Consider the following 15,783-nt stretch of genomic DNA (forward strand, 5'->3'; position numbering starts at 1 on the left):
TTACCAAGGTGAAGAGGTGTTATTAAAATAAAGCGTTAAGATGCCGTCTTGATATTCCATCGGTATTACTAAAATGGAAAAGATAACAAAAAGAGCAAGGATAACGATGATAGTCGCGTTACGACGTAAAGGACGCGCTTTGTTCCAACTAACAATATAATCTTGTGGCGATAAACCCAGTAGGTAATGAGGTGCTTTACGTGTGATAACCACTTCGCCATTGACGGACTCTGCATCACCAATTAATAAATATGTTGTATTTTTGTCTAAAATGTACTCTTTAAAACGTTTACTGTTGGATTCAAAATCTTGATGAGGTTTGATACCAAAGTGTATAAAAGGAGTATCAGCCGCAAGAACTTGAATTGATCCAGTATCATCTGTCATCATGAAATTATTGATTTCTTTTTCGCAAAGCGTTTGCTGATAGCTTTTTTTACCTTCTTTGTCTGTGGATATGTCGTATTCATAATAGAAATAGCCATAACACTCTTTTTTACCTAATCGACTATTTAAGATTTTCCCCTCAGTTATCTTGCCTTCAATTTCAACAAGCCCAATGGCTAAAGAGCGAATTTTAGATGTCGCTAGAATTTTTTGAAAACGTAAAAAACGTTTTTCAGGTGTTCTTCTGACGATTTGGTAAACGAACATTAAAACGAAACTTAAAAAGAACAATCTTTGGTCGATAAATAAGCTGAAGCTTAAACTCAGCAATAAAAGGCTAACAAATACAGTGTTGATAAGTGCTGAAAATTTAGAGGTTCCTTCATTTTGTAATTGATGGTAATTCTTTATCGCTTTCTCTCCAATATTCGCAATATGGGTTGAAATACCATATGCAAATAGCAAAATAACAGCGAATGCAATTCCGGAGATAAGATTAACAACAGAGTCTTCGCCACTAGGATAAACGTCCGTTTCTCTCGAAAAAAACAGATAATTTCCAGCAGCAAAAGCAATCCCTAAAAAGGGAACAATACTCAAGCTGTTCTTCTTTTTTTGAGGACGTTTGCTGCGTAAAAAATAGATTAATACACCCACAGCACAGCCGATAAAAAAATAAATTAACACTGCAATTTATCCTTAATGCGGTTATTTAAAGTGAATTCCTTCAAATTTCATTTCTTCTTTTGGTATTTCTAGTAATTGCATACGTTCAAAGTGGAAAAGGCCAGCAATTAAGCTATCAGGAAACATCTCTATTGCAGTGTTGTAGTTAGTTGTTGCATCATTAAAGCCTTCACGACGTTGAGCAATTTTATTTTCTACATCACTTACACCTGTTTGAAGTAGTGCTAATTGCTCACCTGAAATTAACGTCGGATAATTTTCAGCAAGGGCAATCATGCCTCGCAGTGCTGTATTCATCTCATTTGTTGCGCTGATTTTTTCGTTAATATTTTGTGCTTTAAAATAGCGTTGTCTTGCATCACTTAATGCAATAAATACACCTTTTTCGTGCTCCATGGCTTTTTCAGCTATTGCCATTAATTGAGGAATTTGGTCAGCTCTTTGTTTTAAAATAACGTCAATATTCGCAAACTGATTACTTACTTGATTGCGTGTCGCAATAAGACGGTTGTAAATGGAAATTCCCCAACCAATAAAAAGAACGATAAGAACAAGTAAAATAATCGCCATTATTGTCATCGTGATCCCTTCCTCTAAATATTTAATAAATAATGATAGCTAAATTAAAAAGTGATTATAATTTCTAATTAAATTATTAGAATAAGTTAGAGAAAGATGAAGGAATATACAATCAGAAAGGGCGCAAATATCTAGGATACTCGTCATACTTCAAGGTGCAGCGTTGTTGACTACATTCATTCGTACTAGTCACATACTTATGTATGCTCCTAGCATCTCATTCATTTGTCGCCTAGCTGCATCTTGAATTATTTAGAGTATCTACTGGCTATACTCTAATAGCTACACATTGAATTATTTAGAATATCTACTTGTTAGACTGCAAGGTGCAGCGTTGTTGACTATATTCATTCGTACTAGTCACATACTTATGTATGCTCCTAGCATCTCATTCATTTGTCGCCTAGCTGCATCTTGAATTATTTAGAGTATCTACTGGCTATACTCTAATAGCTACACATTGAATTATTTAGAATATCTACTTGTTAGACTGCAAGGTGCAGCGTTGTTGACTATATTCATTTGTCACCTAGCTGCACCTTGAATTATTTAAGCGTAAATAAAAAACGATGAGTTATTTAGCTTGTTTTTGTAAGAATTTAACCCCTAAATCAGGGAAGTCTGTAAAGACACCCTCAGCACCTGCTTGGTTATAAATGATGTCGTAAAGCTGATCACCATCTTTTGCGTATTTAGGCAGTTTATCAATACGAACAGTAAACGGATGAATGGTTAGTTTATTAGCATGCGCATCAGCAGCCATTCCCGTTAAGGTGATTTTTTCTGGTGTTGAATTTTCTTCGACTAACATGTGGTAGTCAGGGCCAATACCATCGGCATAAGTGGCAATTTCTTTCATTGCACCTGGCTTAAACATCCACTCATAGCTGTAGTTTGTCCATGTTCCATCAGGTTGTTTTTCATAAGTCTCATTCCAGTCTGTATAGGCAATTAACTGAACGAGTTTTAAATCCATACCCATTTTAGGCATCAATTCTGTTTTGATGCGTTTTAGGTCGTTAGCATCGAAAGATTGCAGATAAACATTGTCGGTTTTTTTCGTGTAACCATATTGTTTAAGCACTTCGAGCACTTTAGAGGTAATGTCTTTGCCTTCTTGTTCATGGAACCAAGGCGCTTTAATTTCAGGGTAAATACCAATATCTTGACCCGTTGATTTGTTTAAACCTTGAACAAATTCAATCTCTTCTTGGAATGTGTGTACACGGAAATCGGATTTGCCCATAGGGAAACGGTTTGGATAACTTTGGACTTTTTTACCGTCAACAATGTCAAAACCTTCGGTAAATTTTAGTCCTTTGATCTCTTCAAGCGTAAAGTCGATAGCGTAATAACGACCATCTTTTCTTGCTCTATTTGGATAACGTTCAGCCACATCTGTTACACGATCAAGATAGTGATCATGTAAGACAACCAGTTCGTTATCTTTTGTCATCACTAAGTCTTGTTCGAGATAATCTGCGCCTTGAGCATAAGCTAATGCTTTGGCAGGAAGCGTATGTTCAGGCAAATAACCACTTGCACCTCGGTGAGCGATAACGACCTTATCACTTGCCGCTTGTGCGATTGCACTTAAAGATAGAGTTAAAAGAACGCCTGCAACTAACGGTTTTATTCTAAAAGATGTACTCATAAAGCTGCTCCATTTTAATTCTATGTACAACAAAGTTATGTACAGTTGGCAATAAAAAAGCCACATCAAAACAGTTGATGTGGCTTGGTTTTTAGAGATGAGATTTAACTAATTTCATAAATAATCAGTTAGCGATTATTCGTACTTCTGAAGCATTTCACGTTTGTGTTTGGTTTCGGTAACCATCACGATAAGTAATAACACAACAGATAGTGCACTACCGCCGATCATGACCATAAAGCCGCCATCCCAACCGAAGTAGTCAACGGTGTAACCTACGATAGCACTCGCCGCAACAGAGCCACCTAAGTAACCGAATAGACCGGTAAAGCCTGCTGCTGTACCTGCTGCTTTTTTCGGTGCAAGCTCTAGTGCATGCAGACCAATCAACATAACAGGACCGTAGATTAAGAAACCGATGATTAACATACATGCCATATCAACATTCGGGTTACCCGCTGGGTTCATCCAGAATACGATAGTTGCGATAGTTACTAAGGTCATGAAGAACACGCCTGTTGCACCACGGTTACCTCTGAATACTTTATCCGACATCCAACCACACAGCAGTGTGCCTGGGATACCAGCGTATTCATATAAGAAGTAAGCCCATGATGATTTATCCATTGCGAAGTCTTTTACTTCACGCAGATAAGTCGGTGACCAGTCCAGTACGCCATAACGCAGTAAGTAAACAAACACGTTAGCAATTGCAATCATCCACAGAAGTTTGTTAGGGAACACATACTTCATAAAGATTTCTTTTGCAGTCAGCTCTTGTTCGTCAGTTTCTTTATAATCAGGTGGATAGTCGTTTTTGTATTCTTCAATTGGTGGAAGACCACAAGATTGCGGGGTATCACGCATTAATGCGAATGCAATCATAGCAACTAAGATTGCGGCAAATGCTGGCATATATAACGCTGCTTTCCAGTCGTTAAACCACGCCATACCTAATAAGAATAGTAATGGAGGTAAGCCACCACCAACGTTATGCGCACAGTTCCAAATAGAAACAATACCGCCACGTTCTTTTTGTGACCACCAGTGCACCATAGTACGTCCACAAGGAGGCCAACCCATACCTTGGAACCAACCACAAAGGAACAACAGAACGAACATTACCATAATGCTCGAAGTTGCCCATGGTACAAAGCCCATAAATAGCATCACTGCGGACGCTAAAATAAGACCTGCTGGTAAGAAATAACGAGGGTTAGCACGGTCAGAGAATGAGCCCATGATAAACTTAGAGAAACCGTAAGCAATCGAGATCCCTGATAAAGCAAAACCTAGGTCACCTTTAGAAAACCCTTCTTCTACAAGATAAGGCATTGCTAACGCAAAGTTTTTTCTTACTAAATAATAAGCAGCATAACCGAAGAAAATCCCCATAAAGATCTGCCAACGCAGACGACGATAGACAGGATCTATCTGCTCTTTTGGCAAACGCGCTTTATGTGGCGCAGGTCTAAACAGACTTAACATATTAGCCTCCGATGGCTTTTATTTTAATATGTTGATATTAAATAATGACAAAACGAACAGTGAAGTTATCAAAAAATTTTCTTTAACGAACTTAATAGTAAACTTATACAATCAAATTTACTGTGAGGTATTACTCAGTTGTCGAATAATTTTTCAAGATGTGCAATTTTGAGTGATATGTTAACTTTATCAAATACTTTTTGTTAAATAATTTGTGATTAGTATCACACTTGTGGTTTTATTTTTTCACTCGTGAGCGTTTCTCTTTCGTTTTTGCTCATTATCAAACATTAACCACATTTTTTGTGTATCTTATACACTATAATTAACGCTAAAGAATAAATAAGCGTTTGCTGAATGTAATGTGAGAGGGCATCTCTATGATGAGCGGTTCACCAGTGACAGAAACTGATGTCATTATTATTGGCGGGGGAGCAACCGGTGCAGGCATGGCAAGAGACTGTGCACGCCGTGGATTACGTTGCGTTCTGCTTGAAAGGCATGATATTGCAACCGGTGCAACCGGTCGAAATCATGGATTGTTACACAGTGGTGCGCGTTATGCAGTAACAGACCCAGAGTCAGCGCGTGAGTGTATTGAAGAAAACATGATTTTAAAACGGGTCGCTCGTCATTGTGTTGAAAAAACGGATGGCCTTTTTATTACCCTTCCTGAAGATTCTTTAGAGTTTCAACAGACCTTTATTCAATCTTGCCAAGCAGCAGGTATTGATGCTCAAGCGATTTCACCCGAAGAAGCTATTCGCTTAGAGCCATCTGTTAACCCAAATTTAATCGGCGCGGTTAAAGTGCCAGATGGTACTGTCGATCCTTTCCGTTTAACTGCCGCAAATATGTTAGATGCCCGCGAACATGGCGCCCAAGTACTGACTTACCATGAAGTTGTTGGACTTATTCGTGAAGGCGACCGTGTTAAAGGTGTGAAAGTTTACGATCATCAAGCGAAAAAACTGTATGAAATTCGCGCGCAAATAGTGGCAAATGCAGGGGGAATTTGGGGGCAAAAAATCGCTGAATATGGCGAGTTAAAAGTTCGTATGTTCCCAGCCAAAGGTGCGTTGTTGATTTTGGGTCATCGTATTAACAATATGGTGATCAACCGTTGTCGTAAACCTGCGGATGCCGATATTTTAGTGCCTGGCGATACCATTTCATTAATTGGTACAACATCAACACGAGTACCTTACGATGAAATCGACAATATGTATGTCACCCCTGAAGAAGTCGATATTCTCATCCGTGAAGGCTCAATGTTAGCGCCAAAACTGGCTCAAACTCGCATTTTACGTGCTTATGCTGGTGTGCGTCCTTTAGTTGCAAGTGATGATGATCCATCTGGTCGTAATGTTAGCCGTGGTATTGTTTTACTCGACCATGCGCAACGTGATGGATTAGAAGGCTTTATTACCATTACTGGCGGTAAATTAATGACTTACCGTTTAATGGCTGAATGGGCAACAGATAAAATCTGCGAAAAATTAAATGTCTCTGCTAAATGTACAACCGCAGAAGAAGCCTTACCGGGCTCTCGCCAATCTGCAGAGCAAGCATTACGTAGCGTTGTTTCATTACCTGCGCCAATTCGTGGTTCTGCGGTTTATCGCCACGGTGATTTAGCGAATAAATTATTGAGTAATGAACGTAGCGATAAGAGTTTAGTCTGTGAATGTGAAGCCGTTACGGCGGGGGAAGTTCGCTATGCGGTTAACTCTTTAACTGTCAATAACTTACTTGATTTACGCCGCCGTACTCGCGTGGGTATGGGAACATGCCAAGGTGAACTTTGTGCTTGTCGTGCAGCGGGTTTATTAAACCGTTTACAAGTCACTACTCCTCACGAATCAGAACAGCAGCTTGCCCATTTCTTAAATGAGCGTTGGAAAGGTATTCGACCAATTGCTTGGGGTAATGCGTTACGTGAGAGTGAATTCACCAGTTGGGTTTACCAAGGTTTATGTGGTTTAGATGCTGATATGATTGAAAAAACAGCTTCAGTGGAGGCAGATAATGAAATTTGACGTCATCATTATAGGTAGCGGGCTTGCAGGATTAACCGCAGGTATTCGTCTTGCTGAAGCAGGTAAGTCTTGCGCAATTATCAGTAATGGTCAAAGCGCACTACATTTTTCATCAGGTTCGCTAGATCTATTAACTCATCTTCCTGATGGTTCGTTAGTGACTCAACCTAAAAAAGCGTTAGCAGCATTGGCTGAGCTTGCTCCGAAACATCCTTATAGTCGTATGGGTGAAACTCAGGTTTCAACCTTAATTGAACAGGCTCAAGCATTATTATCAAGTACGAAAGGCCTTGAATATCAAGGTAATGGTGATGAAAACCATTATCGTATTACACCCGTTGGGCGTTCACGTATGAGTTGGATGAGCCCAAAACGTGTGCCAACGCATGGTGTTGATCAAGCGTTGCCATGGAAAAAGCTGGCTGTTGTTGGAATCGAAGGCTTCTTAGATTTTCAGCCACAATTTGCAAGTAATACGCTGAATGAGCAAGGTGTTGAGTCTATTCCTTATCATATCCACTTACCGCTATTAGACAGATTGCGTGATAATCCAAGTGAATTTAGAGCAGTCAATATTGCGCGCTATTTAGATAAACCTGAAAACACTAAAGCGTTAGCGGAAGAGCTGAAAAAGCATATCGATGATAGTGTTGAAGCAATTATTTTACCTGCATGTATTGGACTGGATGCTGAAGAGCCAGTGATGCTACTTCAACAACTTGTCGGTAAACCTATCTGTTTATTACCGACATTGCCGCCATCACTATTAGGTATTCGCTTACATCAAGCATTAAAACTGCGTTTCCAAAAAGCTGGCGGTTTAATAATGCCGGGCGATCGTGCAGAACAAGTTGATTTAGTAGGGAATAAAGTTACAGGTATTCATACTCGAAACCATACTGACATTCCGATTCGCAGTGAGCATGTTGTATTGGCAACGGGCAGCTTCTTCAATAATGGGTTAATTGCAGAGTTTGATCGTGTCTATGAACCTTTGATGGAACTTGATTTGCTAGAAACATTACCTCGCAATGAGTGGACACAAAAGAATGTCTTTGCGAAACAGCCTTATATGCGATTTGGTGTTGATACAGATAGTCAATTAAGACCGATGAAATATGGCGAAGTCTTAGAGAATGTTTACGCCGTAGGTGCTGTATTAGGTGGGTTTGACCCGCTTAATGAAGGTTGTGGTGCAGGTGTTTCAATGATCAGCGCACTTTATGCAGCGCAGCAAATTTTACAGCACAATAAATCAGAACAGACCACATCTGCGGTTGTGGAGGCAGCACAATGAGTTTACATGATAACAGTTTTGAAGCGTGCATTAAGTGTACTGTTTGTACGACTTACTGCCCTGTTGCAAAAGTAAATCCACTTTATCCGGGTCCTAAACAAGCGGGTCCTGATGGTGAGCGTTTACGCTTAAAAGATCCGATGCTTTATGATGAAGCATTGAAATATTGCACCAATTGTAAGCGTTGTGAAGTTGCTTGTCCGTCAGATGTGAAGATTGGTGACATCATTTCGCGTGCGAAACTGAACTACAATACAAAAACACCAAAACTTCGTGATGCTATTTTAAGTCATACGGATCTCATGGGCACATTATCAACGCCAATGGCGCCGATAGTAAATACCATTACAGGATTAAAACCTGTACGCAAGATCTTGGATAAAGCACTTAAAATCGACCATCGTCGCGAATTACCAAAATACTCTTTTGGTACATTTAGAACATGGATGAAAAAACAAGTTGAAGAGCAGGCGCGTTTTAAAGATCAAGTTGCCTTCTTTCATGGTTGTTATGCTAACTATAACCACCCACAATTAGGGAAAGATTTAGTTAAAGTATTCAACAAAATGGAGATTGGTGTTCAGTTATTAAAACGTGAAAAATGCTGTGGTGTTGCATTAATTGCGAATGGTTTTGTTAAACAAGCTAAAAAACAAGCCGCGGTAAACCTTGAATCTCTGACAGAAAAAATTGTTGAAAACAATATTCCTGTTGTTGCAACATCATCAACCTGTACTTTCACTATTCGTGATGAGTATGAACATATCCTTGATGTTGATACATCAAAAGTACGTGAAAACATTGAATTAGCAACACGTTATATTTATCGCTTATTAGAAGAAGGTCGTGAATTACCACTGGAACACACTCCGTTAAAAGTGGCGTATCACACACCTTGTCATATGGAAAAAATGGGATGGACAGCGTATTCCATTGATTTAATTAAGCGTATCCCTGGTGTTGAAGTCATTGTTTTAGATTCTCAATGCTGTGGTATTGCCGGAACTTACGGTTTTAAATCTGAAAACTACGATGTTGCTCAAGGCATTGGTGCGGGCTTATTCCGCCAGATTGAAGAGAGTGGCTGTGATTTGGTAATTACAGACTGTGAAACCTGTAAATGGCAAATTGAGATGTCAACGACGAAAAAATGTGAACACCCTATTAGTTTATTAGCAAGAGCATTATAAGTACTACCTATTCGATAATAAAAAATAATTGATTACTAAGATAACAAGCAGCTAGGGAATAAAAGAGGATCTTTTATTCCCTTTTTTATTTTTAGTAAAAAAAGTTGTGAAATATAAAAGAATAAGGAAATTAAATAACCTGATACGGTGGAACTCAGGTTATTTAAATACTCTTATTTTTAATGTGAGATATAGGTATTTTGATAAAGCCAAATATTTTGGACTTTTTTGAGCGTTATATTCTGCCCGTCGGTCAGCGAGAGCGCTTGTTTTCCAGCTTCATTAATAATTGGAATATCTAGTGCATTAGCCAATTCAGTTGTATTAGACAGAGGATTGCCGTGACTTAATAAAATTCCTTTAATCTTATTGGTATCAAGAGCCATTAATGTGGAGGGATGAAGCTGTTTTGTCACCAGAATTGCGTTCGTATAAGGAGGATGCGTGATTGGCGGAGGTGCTGAAGTTAAATAGCGTAGTAATCGAGATAAAATATCATCTAAATCACTTTCACGAGCACGCATATTATCATCATCCATTTGCGCATAAGTATCTATTAAATCAATGAATGTCTGCTGTAAGGCAAATTCAGCATTACAGTGATGTTTGCTTATCATGCTACATACAGTCAGCTGTAATTCTGTATTTTCTAATAAGAAGCGGTGACTAGAAAAAATATGGGCATATTGTTCTCCAATCGTGCGGTACGCTTCTTCTGTTAACCAGTCTATATCTTTTTTGGATCGCTCAATGGCTTTTACGAGACGTTTTTGCTCTTCAAGTAATAAGTGAGAGGATATTTTTTTACGAGGGATCACAAAACGATGATAAGGGTATAGCCAAACAGGTGCGGTGATAATTCTGACAGGTTCGTAATTTGTGTTTTTAGGGTGAATATTAAAATTAGGCAGATTTTCACCTAATTGCAGTTTTTTAATTGTAATGGTTTTATGCGCCGCTTTTTCTGCTTCTTCAAGCGAAGCGCCTAACGCAATACTATTGGCGGCAGCCAAGGTGCCTTCAACAATCGGTGCTGAACTTAACGCGACGTTAGTGGCTACGCTATGCTCCAGATTAGCGATAGCGAGTGCTGCATTTTGTGCTGAATGATAAGTATCGAGTAAAACGAGTACACCTTGTTTGCTATAACACTTTTTAATTGCTGTGAGTATCGTTTCTGGTGACACTTCATTAGCAAGATCAGAGGGTGTTTGATAGTTGGTCGCAATGGCAATTTTTACTTGGCGATCTACAGTCTGATTAACGAGCTCTTTAATACCATTGGCGAGCGTAAGGCTCTTTGAAACTAATACGATACTGACCATAAATCACCCTTTTTTGTAAATGCAAACAGGGAGATAAACACTCCCTGTTTACTCAGGCTTTAATAAAGCCATTCCCGTCCTAATTGGTCGGCAGTTAAAATAGCGGCATAAACCTTATCGGAATCGATATCAAATGGCATGTTGTAAATTGTCTCACCTTCAGCACAACTTAACTCAGCAACCGCCATGATTTTTTCATTTAATTCATCGCCTGTTGCATTGATACCCAACTCTTCTAAAGTGACCGGTAGTCCGACTAAGATACAGAAATCGAGGAACTCTTCTAACTCTTCTAATGGACTGTTTTCTAACACTAATTGGACTAATGTACCAAAGGCGACTTTTTCGCCATGGTACATATTGTGACACTCTTCTAATGCCGTAAACCCATTATGAATAGCATGGGCAGCCGCAAGACCCGCACTTTCAAAACCGATACCACTTAAGAAAGTATTAGCTTCGATAATATTTTCTACTGCCGTTGTACAAACACCTCGGCTGACTGCGAGTTTTGCTTTATAACCATCTTCTAAAAGGGTGTTATAGCAAAGTTCAGCCAGAGCTAGAGCTGCTAGTGTTGATTTGCCTCCTGCCATAGTCTGTTTTTGGGCATGACTACAGGCTCTTGCTTCGAAGTAGGTTGCTAAAGCATCTCCCATTCCAGCCACTAATAAACGAGCTGGTGCAGAAGCGATGATATTGGTGTCCATCACGACGACATCAGGATTTGTTGGGTAGAAAAGGTAACTATCAAACGCGCCTAATTCTGTATAAATGACAGAAAGTGCGCTTGTTGGTGCATCAGTGGAAGCAATGGTTGGAGAGATGACGACAGGAAGCTGGCATTTATAAGCAACAGCTTTGGCAGTATCAAGTGTTTTACCTCCACCAACGCCGATGATCACAAGAGAGGCTTGTGCTTTTGCGAGTTCAGATAACCGATTGATTTCGTTGTGTGTGCATTCACCATTAAACAGTTCAAAGTGCCCATTCACTTCATATTGAGACATGCTGTCTTTGACGGTACTTCCGACGAGCTCCATAACAAATTTATCAGCAATAATCAGTGCTCTATCGCCAAAAGGTTTTGCGTATTTACCAATATGGTATAGCGCATCTGGTCCTTGAATATATTTAGCGGGGGATTGAATAACTTTTAACATAATAGACTCCTACTATTCGCAAAAGAGAGTAAAAAATCCTTATGGTGGGGCTTGTCATCCCAATTGACACAGAATTCTATGGAGATGAACTTAAATACATTAACAGTTTAATAGACGAATAAAATATTTCATTGGAAATAATTAATCATTTTTATATTAGCATGCAAAAAACATCATAATAATGATATTTAAGTAATATTCTGTACGTTGTTTGACTAATCATGCTAATTAATTACTATAAGAAATATTTACGTAAAATAATAAATTATTTCGGTCAGAATAAAGCTTCATAAAATTGATTTATGAAGCTTTATTGTTTGAATTATGACATTTATGTCATTATTTTTTTGCGAGGTGAGACAGATTATGAGCGAATTTCAGCATAATCTTGTTTTTGATTTTCTTGTGCGAAAAAGTGACGCAAAATAAAATTCAACAAAACACCATATGCAGGCAAGAAAAACAGCATACAGATGGTCAATTTAAACACGTAGTCAACCAATGCAATTTCAACCCAATTCTCCGCCATAAATGCGTCAGTACTACGATAAAATGCAATAAAGAAGAAGGCGAGTGTGTCGAGTAAATTACCAAAGAACATCGCTGCACTTGGTGCTACCCACCATTTTTGTTGTTGTCTTAGACGATTAAAGACAGACACATCCATGATTTGACCTAACACATAAGCCATAAAGCTTGCTGTCGCAATTCTTGCCACCATGATATTAAAATCAGTTAATGAGGCAAAACCTTGCCAACTTCCTTGGAAAAAGAGCGTTGAGAGCAGGTAAGAAATTGCTAATGCAGGGATCATGACGGCAGTAATAATGCGTCGAGCCAAAGGCGCACCATAAATACGAACCGTTAAATCTGTTGCCAGAAAAATAAACGGAAAAGTAAAGGCACCCCAAGTGGTATGGAAACCAAAAATGGAGATAGGCAATTGCACAAGATAGTTACTAGATGTAATTATCAGAATGTGGAACAAAGAAAGCCATAACAGCGCCACCGCTTTTTGGCGGGGAGTGAACGTATACATAAATTGTACCTTTTTAGTGATTGGGGTGAGGGAACCCAATAAAACAGTGATTTCTCTCTTAAATGAGAGGATGCGCATAATACGCCTGTTGCGCAACAAAAGCAAAGGTTAGCGGGAATACCTTTGTACTTAATGTGCCGTGATGTGAACACGAAAGCGAGATATAATGACGCAATCTGTCAGTGTAAGAAGAATGGTTAATAGAATGAATGCTCAATTTGATGATGCAACTAAGACATTAGATACGCTAGGCCTACGTTGCCCTGAGCCTGTGATGTTAGTGCGTAAAACCATAAGAAATATGGCATTAGGTGATACGCTTTTAGTCATTGCGGATGATCCTGCCACAGTGCGTGATATTCCCGGCTTTTGTCGTTTTATGGAACATGATTTATTAAATCAAGAGACTGAATCTGCACCTTATCGTTATCTTATCCGTAAAAAAGAGAGCAATCTGTAATTTATCATCGCGCTAAAAAATAACCCAAACCTCAATTATTGAAGTTTGGGTTTTTTAGTTTACTTTATTCTTTGCTAGATGATTTAAGTTTTACTCTTAACAATCTTACGGCATTGGCGGTGACAAGGGCTGTTGCACCAGAGTCAGCCAGTACTGCAACCCAAAGCCCTGTTATTCCTAATAAGCTGGTCACTAAGAACACGGCTTTTAAGCCTAGCGCGATAGTGATGTTTTCACGAATAATTTTGCGTGTTGCACGAGATAACTGAATAATTTCAGGTAAACCTGTTAAACGGTTATGTGTTAATGCTGCATCTGCGGTTTCCAGTGCGACATCAGTTCCGCTTCCCATTGCAACACCAATAGTCGCTGCTTTCATTGCTGGCGCATCGTTAATACCATCACCGACCATCATGGTGTTATGCGTTTTACTGATTTCCATCACTGAAGTCACTTTATCTTCAGGGAGTAATCCTGCACGGAAATCCATGCCAAGTTTTTTCGCAATCGCCGCTGCGGCTCTTGGATTATCGCCCGTTAGCATTACGGCATTAATGTTCATCTCTTTCAATAATTTCATTGATTCGATGGCATCACTGCGTAAGGTATCTTGCATAGCAATAACACCGATTAGCTGACTCTCTTTTAATACAACAACAACGGTTTTACCTTCATCTTCAAGGCGTGCAACCTCTTGTTGCCATTGAGGCGATAATGTTGTTGTTTCTGATAATTGAGACGGCGCACTCACTAGAATGTGTTGGCTATTTAAATAACCTTCAATACCTTTACCCGCTAAGGCTTTACGATCTTCCGCTTCAACAACAAGCACGCTTTGTTCTTGTGCTTTATTGATAATGGCTTTTGCTAATGGGTGGTGTGATCCGACTTCTACGGATGAAGCAAAAGTCAGGACTTCTTTTTCATTAAACCCCGTTTCAGCAACAACATCCGTAACTTGAGGTTTCCCTTCAGTCAATGTACCTGTTTTATCAAGTGCGATGGTATTAACGGTGCCTAATTGCTCTAACGCTGCACCTCCTTTAATTAACGCACCACGTTTTGTAGCAGCAGCTAATGCTGAGGTAATTGCTGCTGGTGTTGAGATAACCAACGCACAAGGACAACCAATCAATAACAGCGTTAAGCCGCGATAGAACCATGTTTCCCAAGGCTGAGCAAAGAACAGCGGTGGCACAATAATCACTAATGCAGAGAACAGCATAATAGCAGGGGTATAGTAGCGACTAAAGCGGTCCACAAAACGCTCAATTGGCGCTCTACGCTCTTCAGCCTCTTCAATCAATTGCAAAATACGGTCAATAGCATTTTGCCCTTGTTCAGATACCACTTTCATCTGTACAGCTCTATCCACAGATAAACAACCTGCTGCCACTTTTTCGCCTTGTAGACGCTCTACTGGCACGGATTCACCCGTTAATGCACTTTCATCAAAGCTTGCAAATGCACTGACTAATTCCGCATCTGTGGGTAAGCGTGAACCTGGTGCAATTTCGATGATGTCGCCTGGACGTAATTGCGCAACAGGCACAGTTTGTTTTTTACCATCTTTGACTAATGTCGCTTCTTCTGGCACTAATGCCATTAATGCACTGACACCACGACGAGCACGTCCTGCGGCATAAGACTCCAGCATTTCACCAATCATAAACAGCAAAATAACCATTGCTGCTTCTTCGGTAGCATTAATAAAGAGCGCACCAATTGCGGCAACACTCATCAACGTTTCTATGGCGAAAGGTGTACCACTGCGAATAAGTTGCAAAGACTTTTTCACAATGGGGAATAGGCCAATTAAGGTTGTTGCAAGAAAAGCGGCACGTCCTGCTTGAGGATCAATAAACTCAGCACCCCAGCTAATTGCCATTAAAATCGCAAGTACAATGACAAACGAGCTCTCTTTTAATAGGCTTTGCTTATCCACTTTTTTAGATTGAGGAGATGAAAGATCAAAAAGCTCAAATCCTGCACTTTTAATTGCGGCAATGACATCTGCGCGTAGATCGCTATCCGCATCAACGACCAATTTTTCGGTGGCAAAAAGGACTTTTGCTTGTTTTACACCAGCCACTTTAAGTGCTGCGGTTTCAATTTTTTGTGCGCAACTTGGGCAGTCCATACCTTGTACTTTCCAGCTAAAGCGTTGTTGTGCAATCTTTTCTGGCTCAATGTTAGAAACAGGGGCGTTGATATCACAGCTTCCATGAGCATGATTATGCCCATCATGGCTATGATCGTGACCATCATGATCATGTTTGTGGTGATGCTCATCCTCGCATTCAGGATCACTTTTATCTGTCTTGGTATGAGAATGTCCGCTTTCAGTATGTGAGTGCGTACTATTCTCTGAGTGACCTGAACAGCATTGAGAGCTTGAGCAGCAAGCATCGGTATGTTTATGATTATCGTGTTGATGAGCATGTTTAGTCATAACTGGCTCTCCTTGTTCAACAA

General features: G+C 39.6%; 12 protein-coding genes. 4 read left to right on the forward strand and 8 right to left on the reverse strand.

Annotation, left to right across the window (positions count from 1 at the left end; all coding sequences use genetic code 11):
- From ACWPWK_RS12415 to glpT, 4 genes are all read right to left on the reverse strand, one after another.
- Entirely contained in the window at positions 1–1,074 is a 1,074-nt protein-coding gene (locus tag ACWPWK_RS12415; protein ID WP_109374311.1) for a hypothetical protein, read from the reverse strand.
- A gap of 21 nt (positions 1,075–1,095) precedes the next feature.
- Positions 1,096–1,653 (reverse strand): LemA family protein, encoded by a 558-nt coding sequence (locus ACWPWK_RS12420; protein WP_109374312.1) that lies wholly within the window; start codon positions 1,651–1,653, stop codon positions 1,096–1,098.
- A gap of 574 nt (positions 1,654–2,227) precedes the next feature.
- A complete protein-coding gene (gene glpQ / locus ACWPWK_RS12425; protein ID WP_109372059.1) occupies positions 2,228–3,307 on the reverse strand; it encodes a glycerophosphodiester phosphodiesterase in 1,080 nt (359 codons plus the stop codon).
- Positions 3,308–3,442: 135 nt separating this feature from the next.
- Complete coding sequence (glpT, locus tag ACWPWK_RS12430) at positions 3,443–4,795, reverse strand: glycerol-3-phosphate transporter (RefSeq protein WP_072063819.1); 1,353 nt, start codon at positions 4,793–4,795, stop codon at positions 3,443–3,445.
- 380 nt (positions 4,796–5,175) lie between these two features.
- Between glpT and glpA the strand changes: the two genes are divergently transcribed.
- The 3 genes from glpA to glpC are packed head-to-tail and all read left to right on the forward strand — an operon-like array spanning position 5,176 to position 9,321.
- Positions 5,176–6,834 (forward strand): anaerobic glycerol-3-phosphate dehydrogenase subunit A, encoded by a 1,659-nt coding sequence (glpA, locus tag ACWPWK_RS12435; protein ID WP_196568796.1) that lies wholly within the window; start codon positions 5,176–5,178, stop codon positions 6,832–6,834.
- Positions 6,824–8,131, forward strand: a complete 1,308-nt coding sequence (gene glpB / locus ACWPWK_RS12440) for a glycerol-3-phosphate dehydrogenase subunit GlpB (protein ID WP_109372057.1) — start codon at positions 6,824–6,826, stop codon at positions 8,129–8,131. The genes glpA and glpB overlap by 11 nt, the downstream gene beginning before the upstream one ends.
- Positions 8,128–9,321, forward strand: coding sequence for an anaerobic glycerol-3-phosphate dehydrogenase subunit GlpC (gene glpC, locus ACWPWK_RS12445; protein WP_454208993.1), 1,194 nt, complete (start codon positions 8,128–8,130; stop codon positions 9,319–9,321). The genes glpB and glpC overlap by 4 nt, the downstream gene beginning before the upstream one ends.
- Before the next feature lie 179 nt (positions 9,322–9,500).
- Here glpC and ACWPWK_RS12450 read toward each other — a convergent pair whose 3' ends face one another.
- The 3 genes from ACWPWK_RS12450 to ACWPWK_RS12460 all read right to left on the reverse strand — a co-directional run bounded on the left by ACWPWK_RS12450 (position 9,501) and on the right by ACWPWK_RS12460 (position 12,848).
- Positions 9,501–10,646 (reverse strand): phosphoenolpyruvate-utilizing N-terminal domain-containing protein, encoded by a 1,146-nt coding sequence (locus ACWPWK_RS12450; protein WP_109372055.1) that lies wholly within the window; start codon positions 10,644–10,646, stop codon positions 9,501–9,503.
- 59 nt (positions 10,647–10,705) lie between these two features.
- Positions 10,706–11,809, reverse strand: coding sequence for a glycerol dehydrogenase (locus ACWPWK_RS12455; protein ID WP_088493854.1), 1,104 nt, complete (start codon positions 11,807–11,809; stop codon positions 10,706–10,708).
- A gap of 364 nt (positions 11,810–12,173) precedes the next feature.
- Complete coding sequence (locus ACWPWK_RS12460) at positions 12,174–12,848, reverse strand: 7-cyano-7-deazaguanine/7-aminomethyl-7-deazaguanine transporter (protein ID WP_109372053.1); 675 nt, start codon at positions 12,846–12,848, stop codon at positions 12,174–12,176.
- Between the two features lie 205 nt (positions 12,849–13,053).
- On the opposite strand from ACWPWK_RS12460, the gene tusA reads away from it, so the two are divergent.
- Positions 13,054–13,308, forward strand: a complete 255-nt coding sequence (tusA, locus tag ACWPWK_RS12465; protein ID WP_109372081.1) for a sulfurtransferase TusA — start codon at positions 13,054–13,056, stop codon at positions 13,306–13,308.
- 64 nt (positions 13,309–13,372) lie between these two features.
- Here the strand turns inward: tusA and ACWPWK_RS12470 are convergent, their stop codons facing one another.
- On the reverse strand, positions 13,373–15,760 hold the full coding sequence (locus ACWPWK_RS12470; protein WP_109372050.1) for a zinc/cadmium/mercury/lead-transporting ATPase: 2,388 nt from the start codon (positions 15,758–15,760) through the stop codon (positions 13,373–13,375).
- Positions 15,761–15,783 lie beyond the last annotated feature (23 nt).

This window comes from Proteus sp. Marseille-Q3619 (assembly GCF_965283115.1).

Coding starts and splice junctions, on each gene's coding strand:
- glpT (WP_072063819.1), bottom strand. CDS start 4,795: ATGTTAAGTCTGTTTAGACCTGCGCCACATAAAGCGCGTTTGCCAAAA.
- glpA (WP_196568796.1), top strand. CDS start 5,176: ATGATGAGCGGTTCACCAGTGACAGAAACTGATGTCATTATTATTGGC.
- glpQ (WP_109372059.1), bottom strand. CDS start 3,307: ATGAGTACATCTTTTAGAATAAAACCGTTAGTTGCAGGCGTTCTTTTA.
- glpB (WP_109372057.1), top strand. CDS start 6,824: ATGAAATTTGACGTCATCATTATAGGTAGCGGGCTTGCAGGATTAACC.
- ACWPWK_RS12455 (WP_088493854.1), bottom strand. CDS start 11,809: ATGTTAAAAGTTATTCAATCCCCCGCTAAATATATTCAAGGACCAGAT.
- glpC (WP_454208993.1), top strand. CDS start 8,128: ATGAGTTTACATGATAACAGTTTTGAAGCGTGCATTAAGTGTACTGTT.
- ACWPWK_RS12450 (WP_109372055.1), bottom strand. CDS start 10,646: ATGGTCAGTATCGTATTAGTTTCAAAGAGCCTTACGCTCGCCAATGGT.
- ACWPWK_RS12420 (WP_109374312.1), bottom strand. CDS start 1,653: ATGACAATAATGGCGATTATTTTACTTGTTCTTATCGTTCTTTTTATT.
- ACWPWK_RS12470 (WP_109372050.1), bottom strand. CDS start 15,760: ATGACTAAACATGCTCATCAACACGATAATCATAAACATACCGATGCT.
- tusA (WP_109372081.1), top strand. CDS start 13,054: ATGAATGCTCAATTTGATGATGCAACTAAGACATTAGATACGCTAGGC.
- ACWPWK_RS12460 (WP_109372053.1), bottom strand. CDS start 12,848: ATGTATACGTTCACTCCCCGCCAAAAAGCGGTGGCGCTGTTATGGCTT.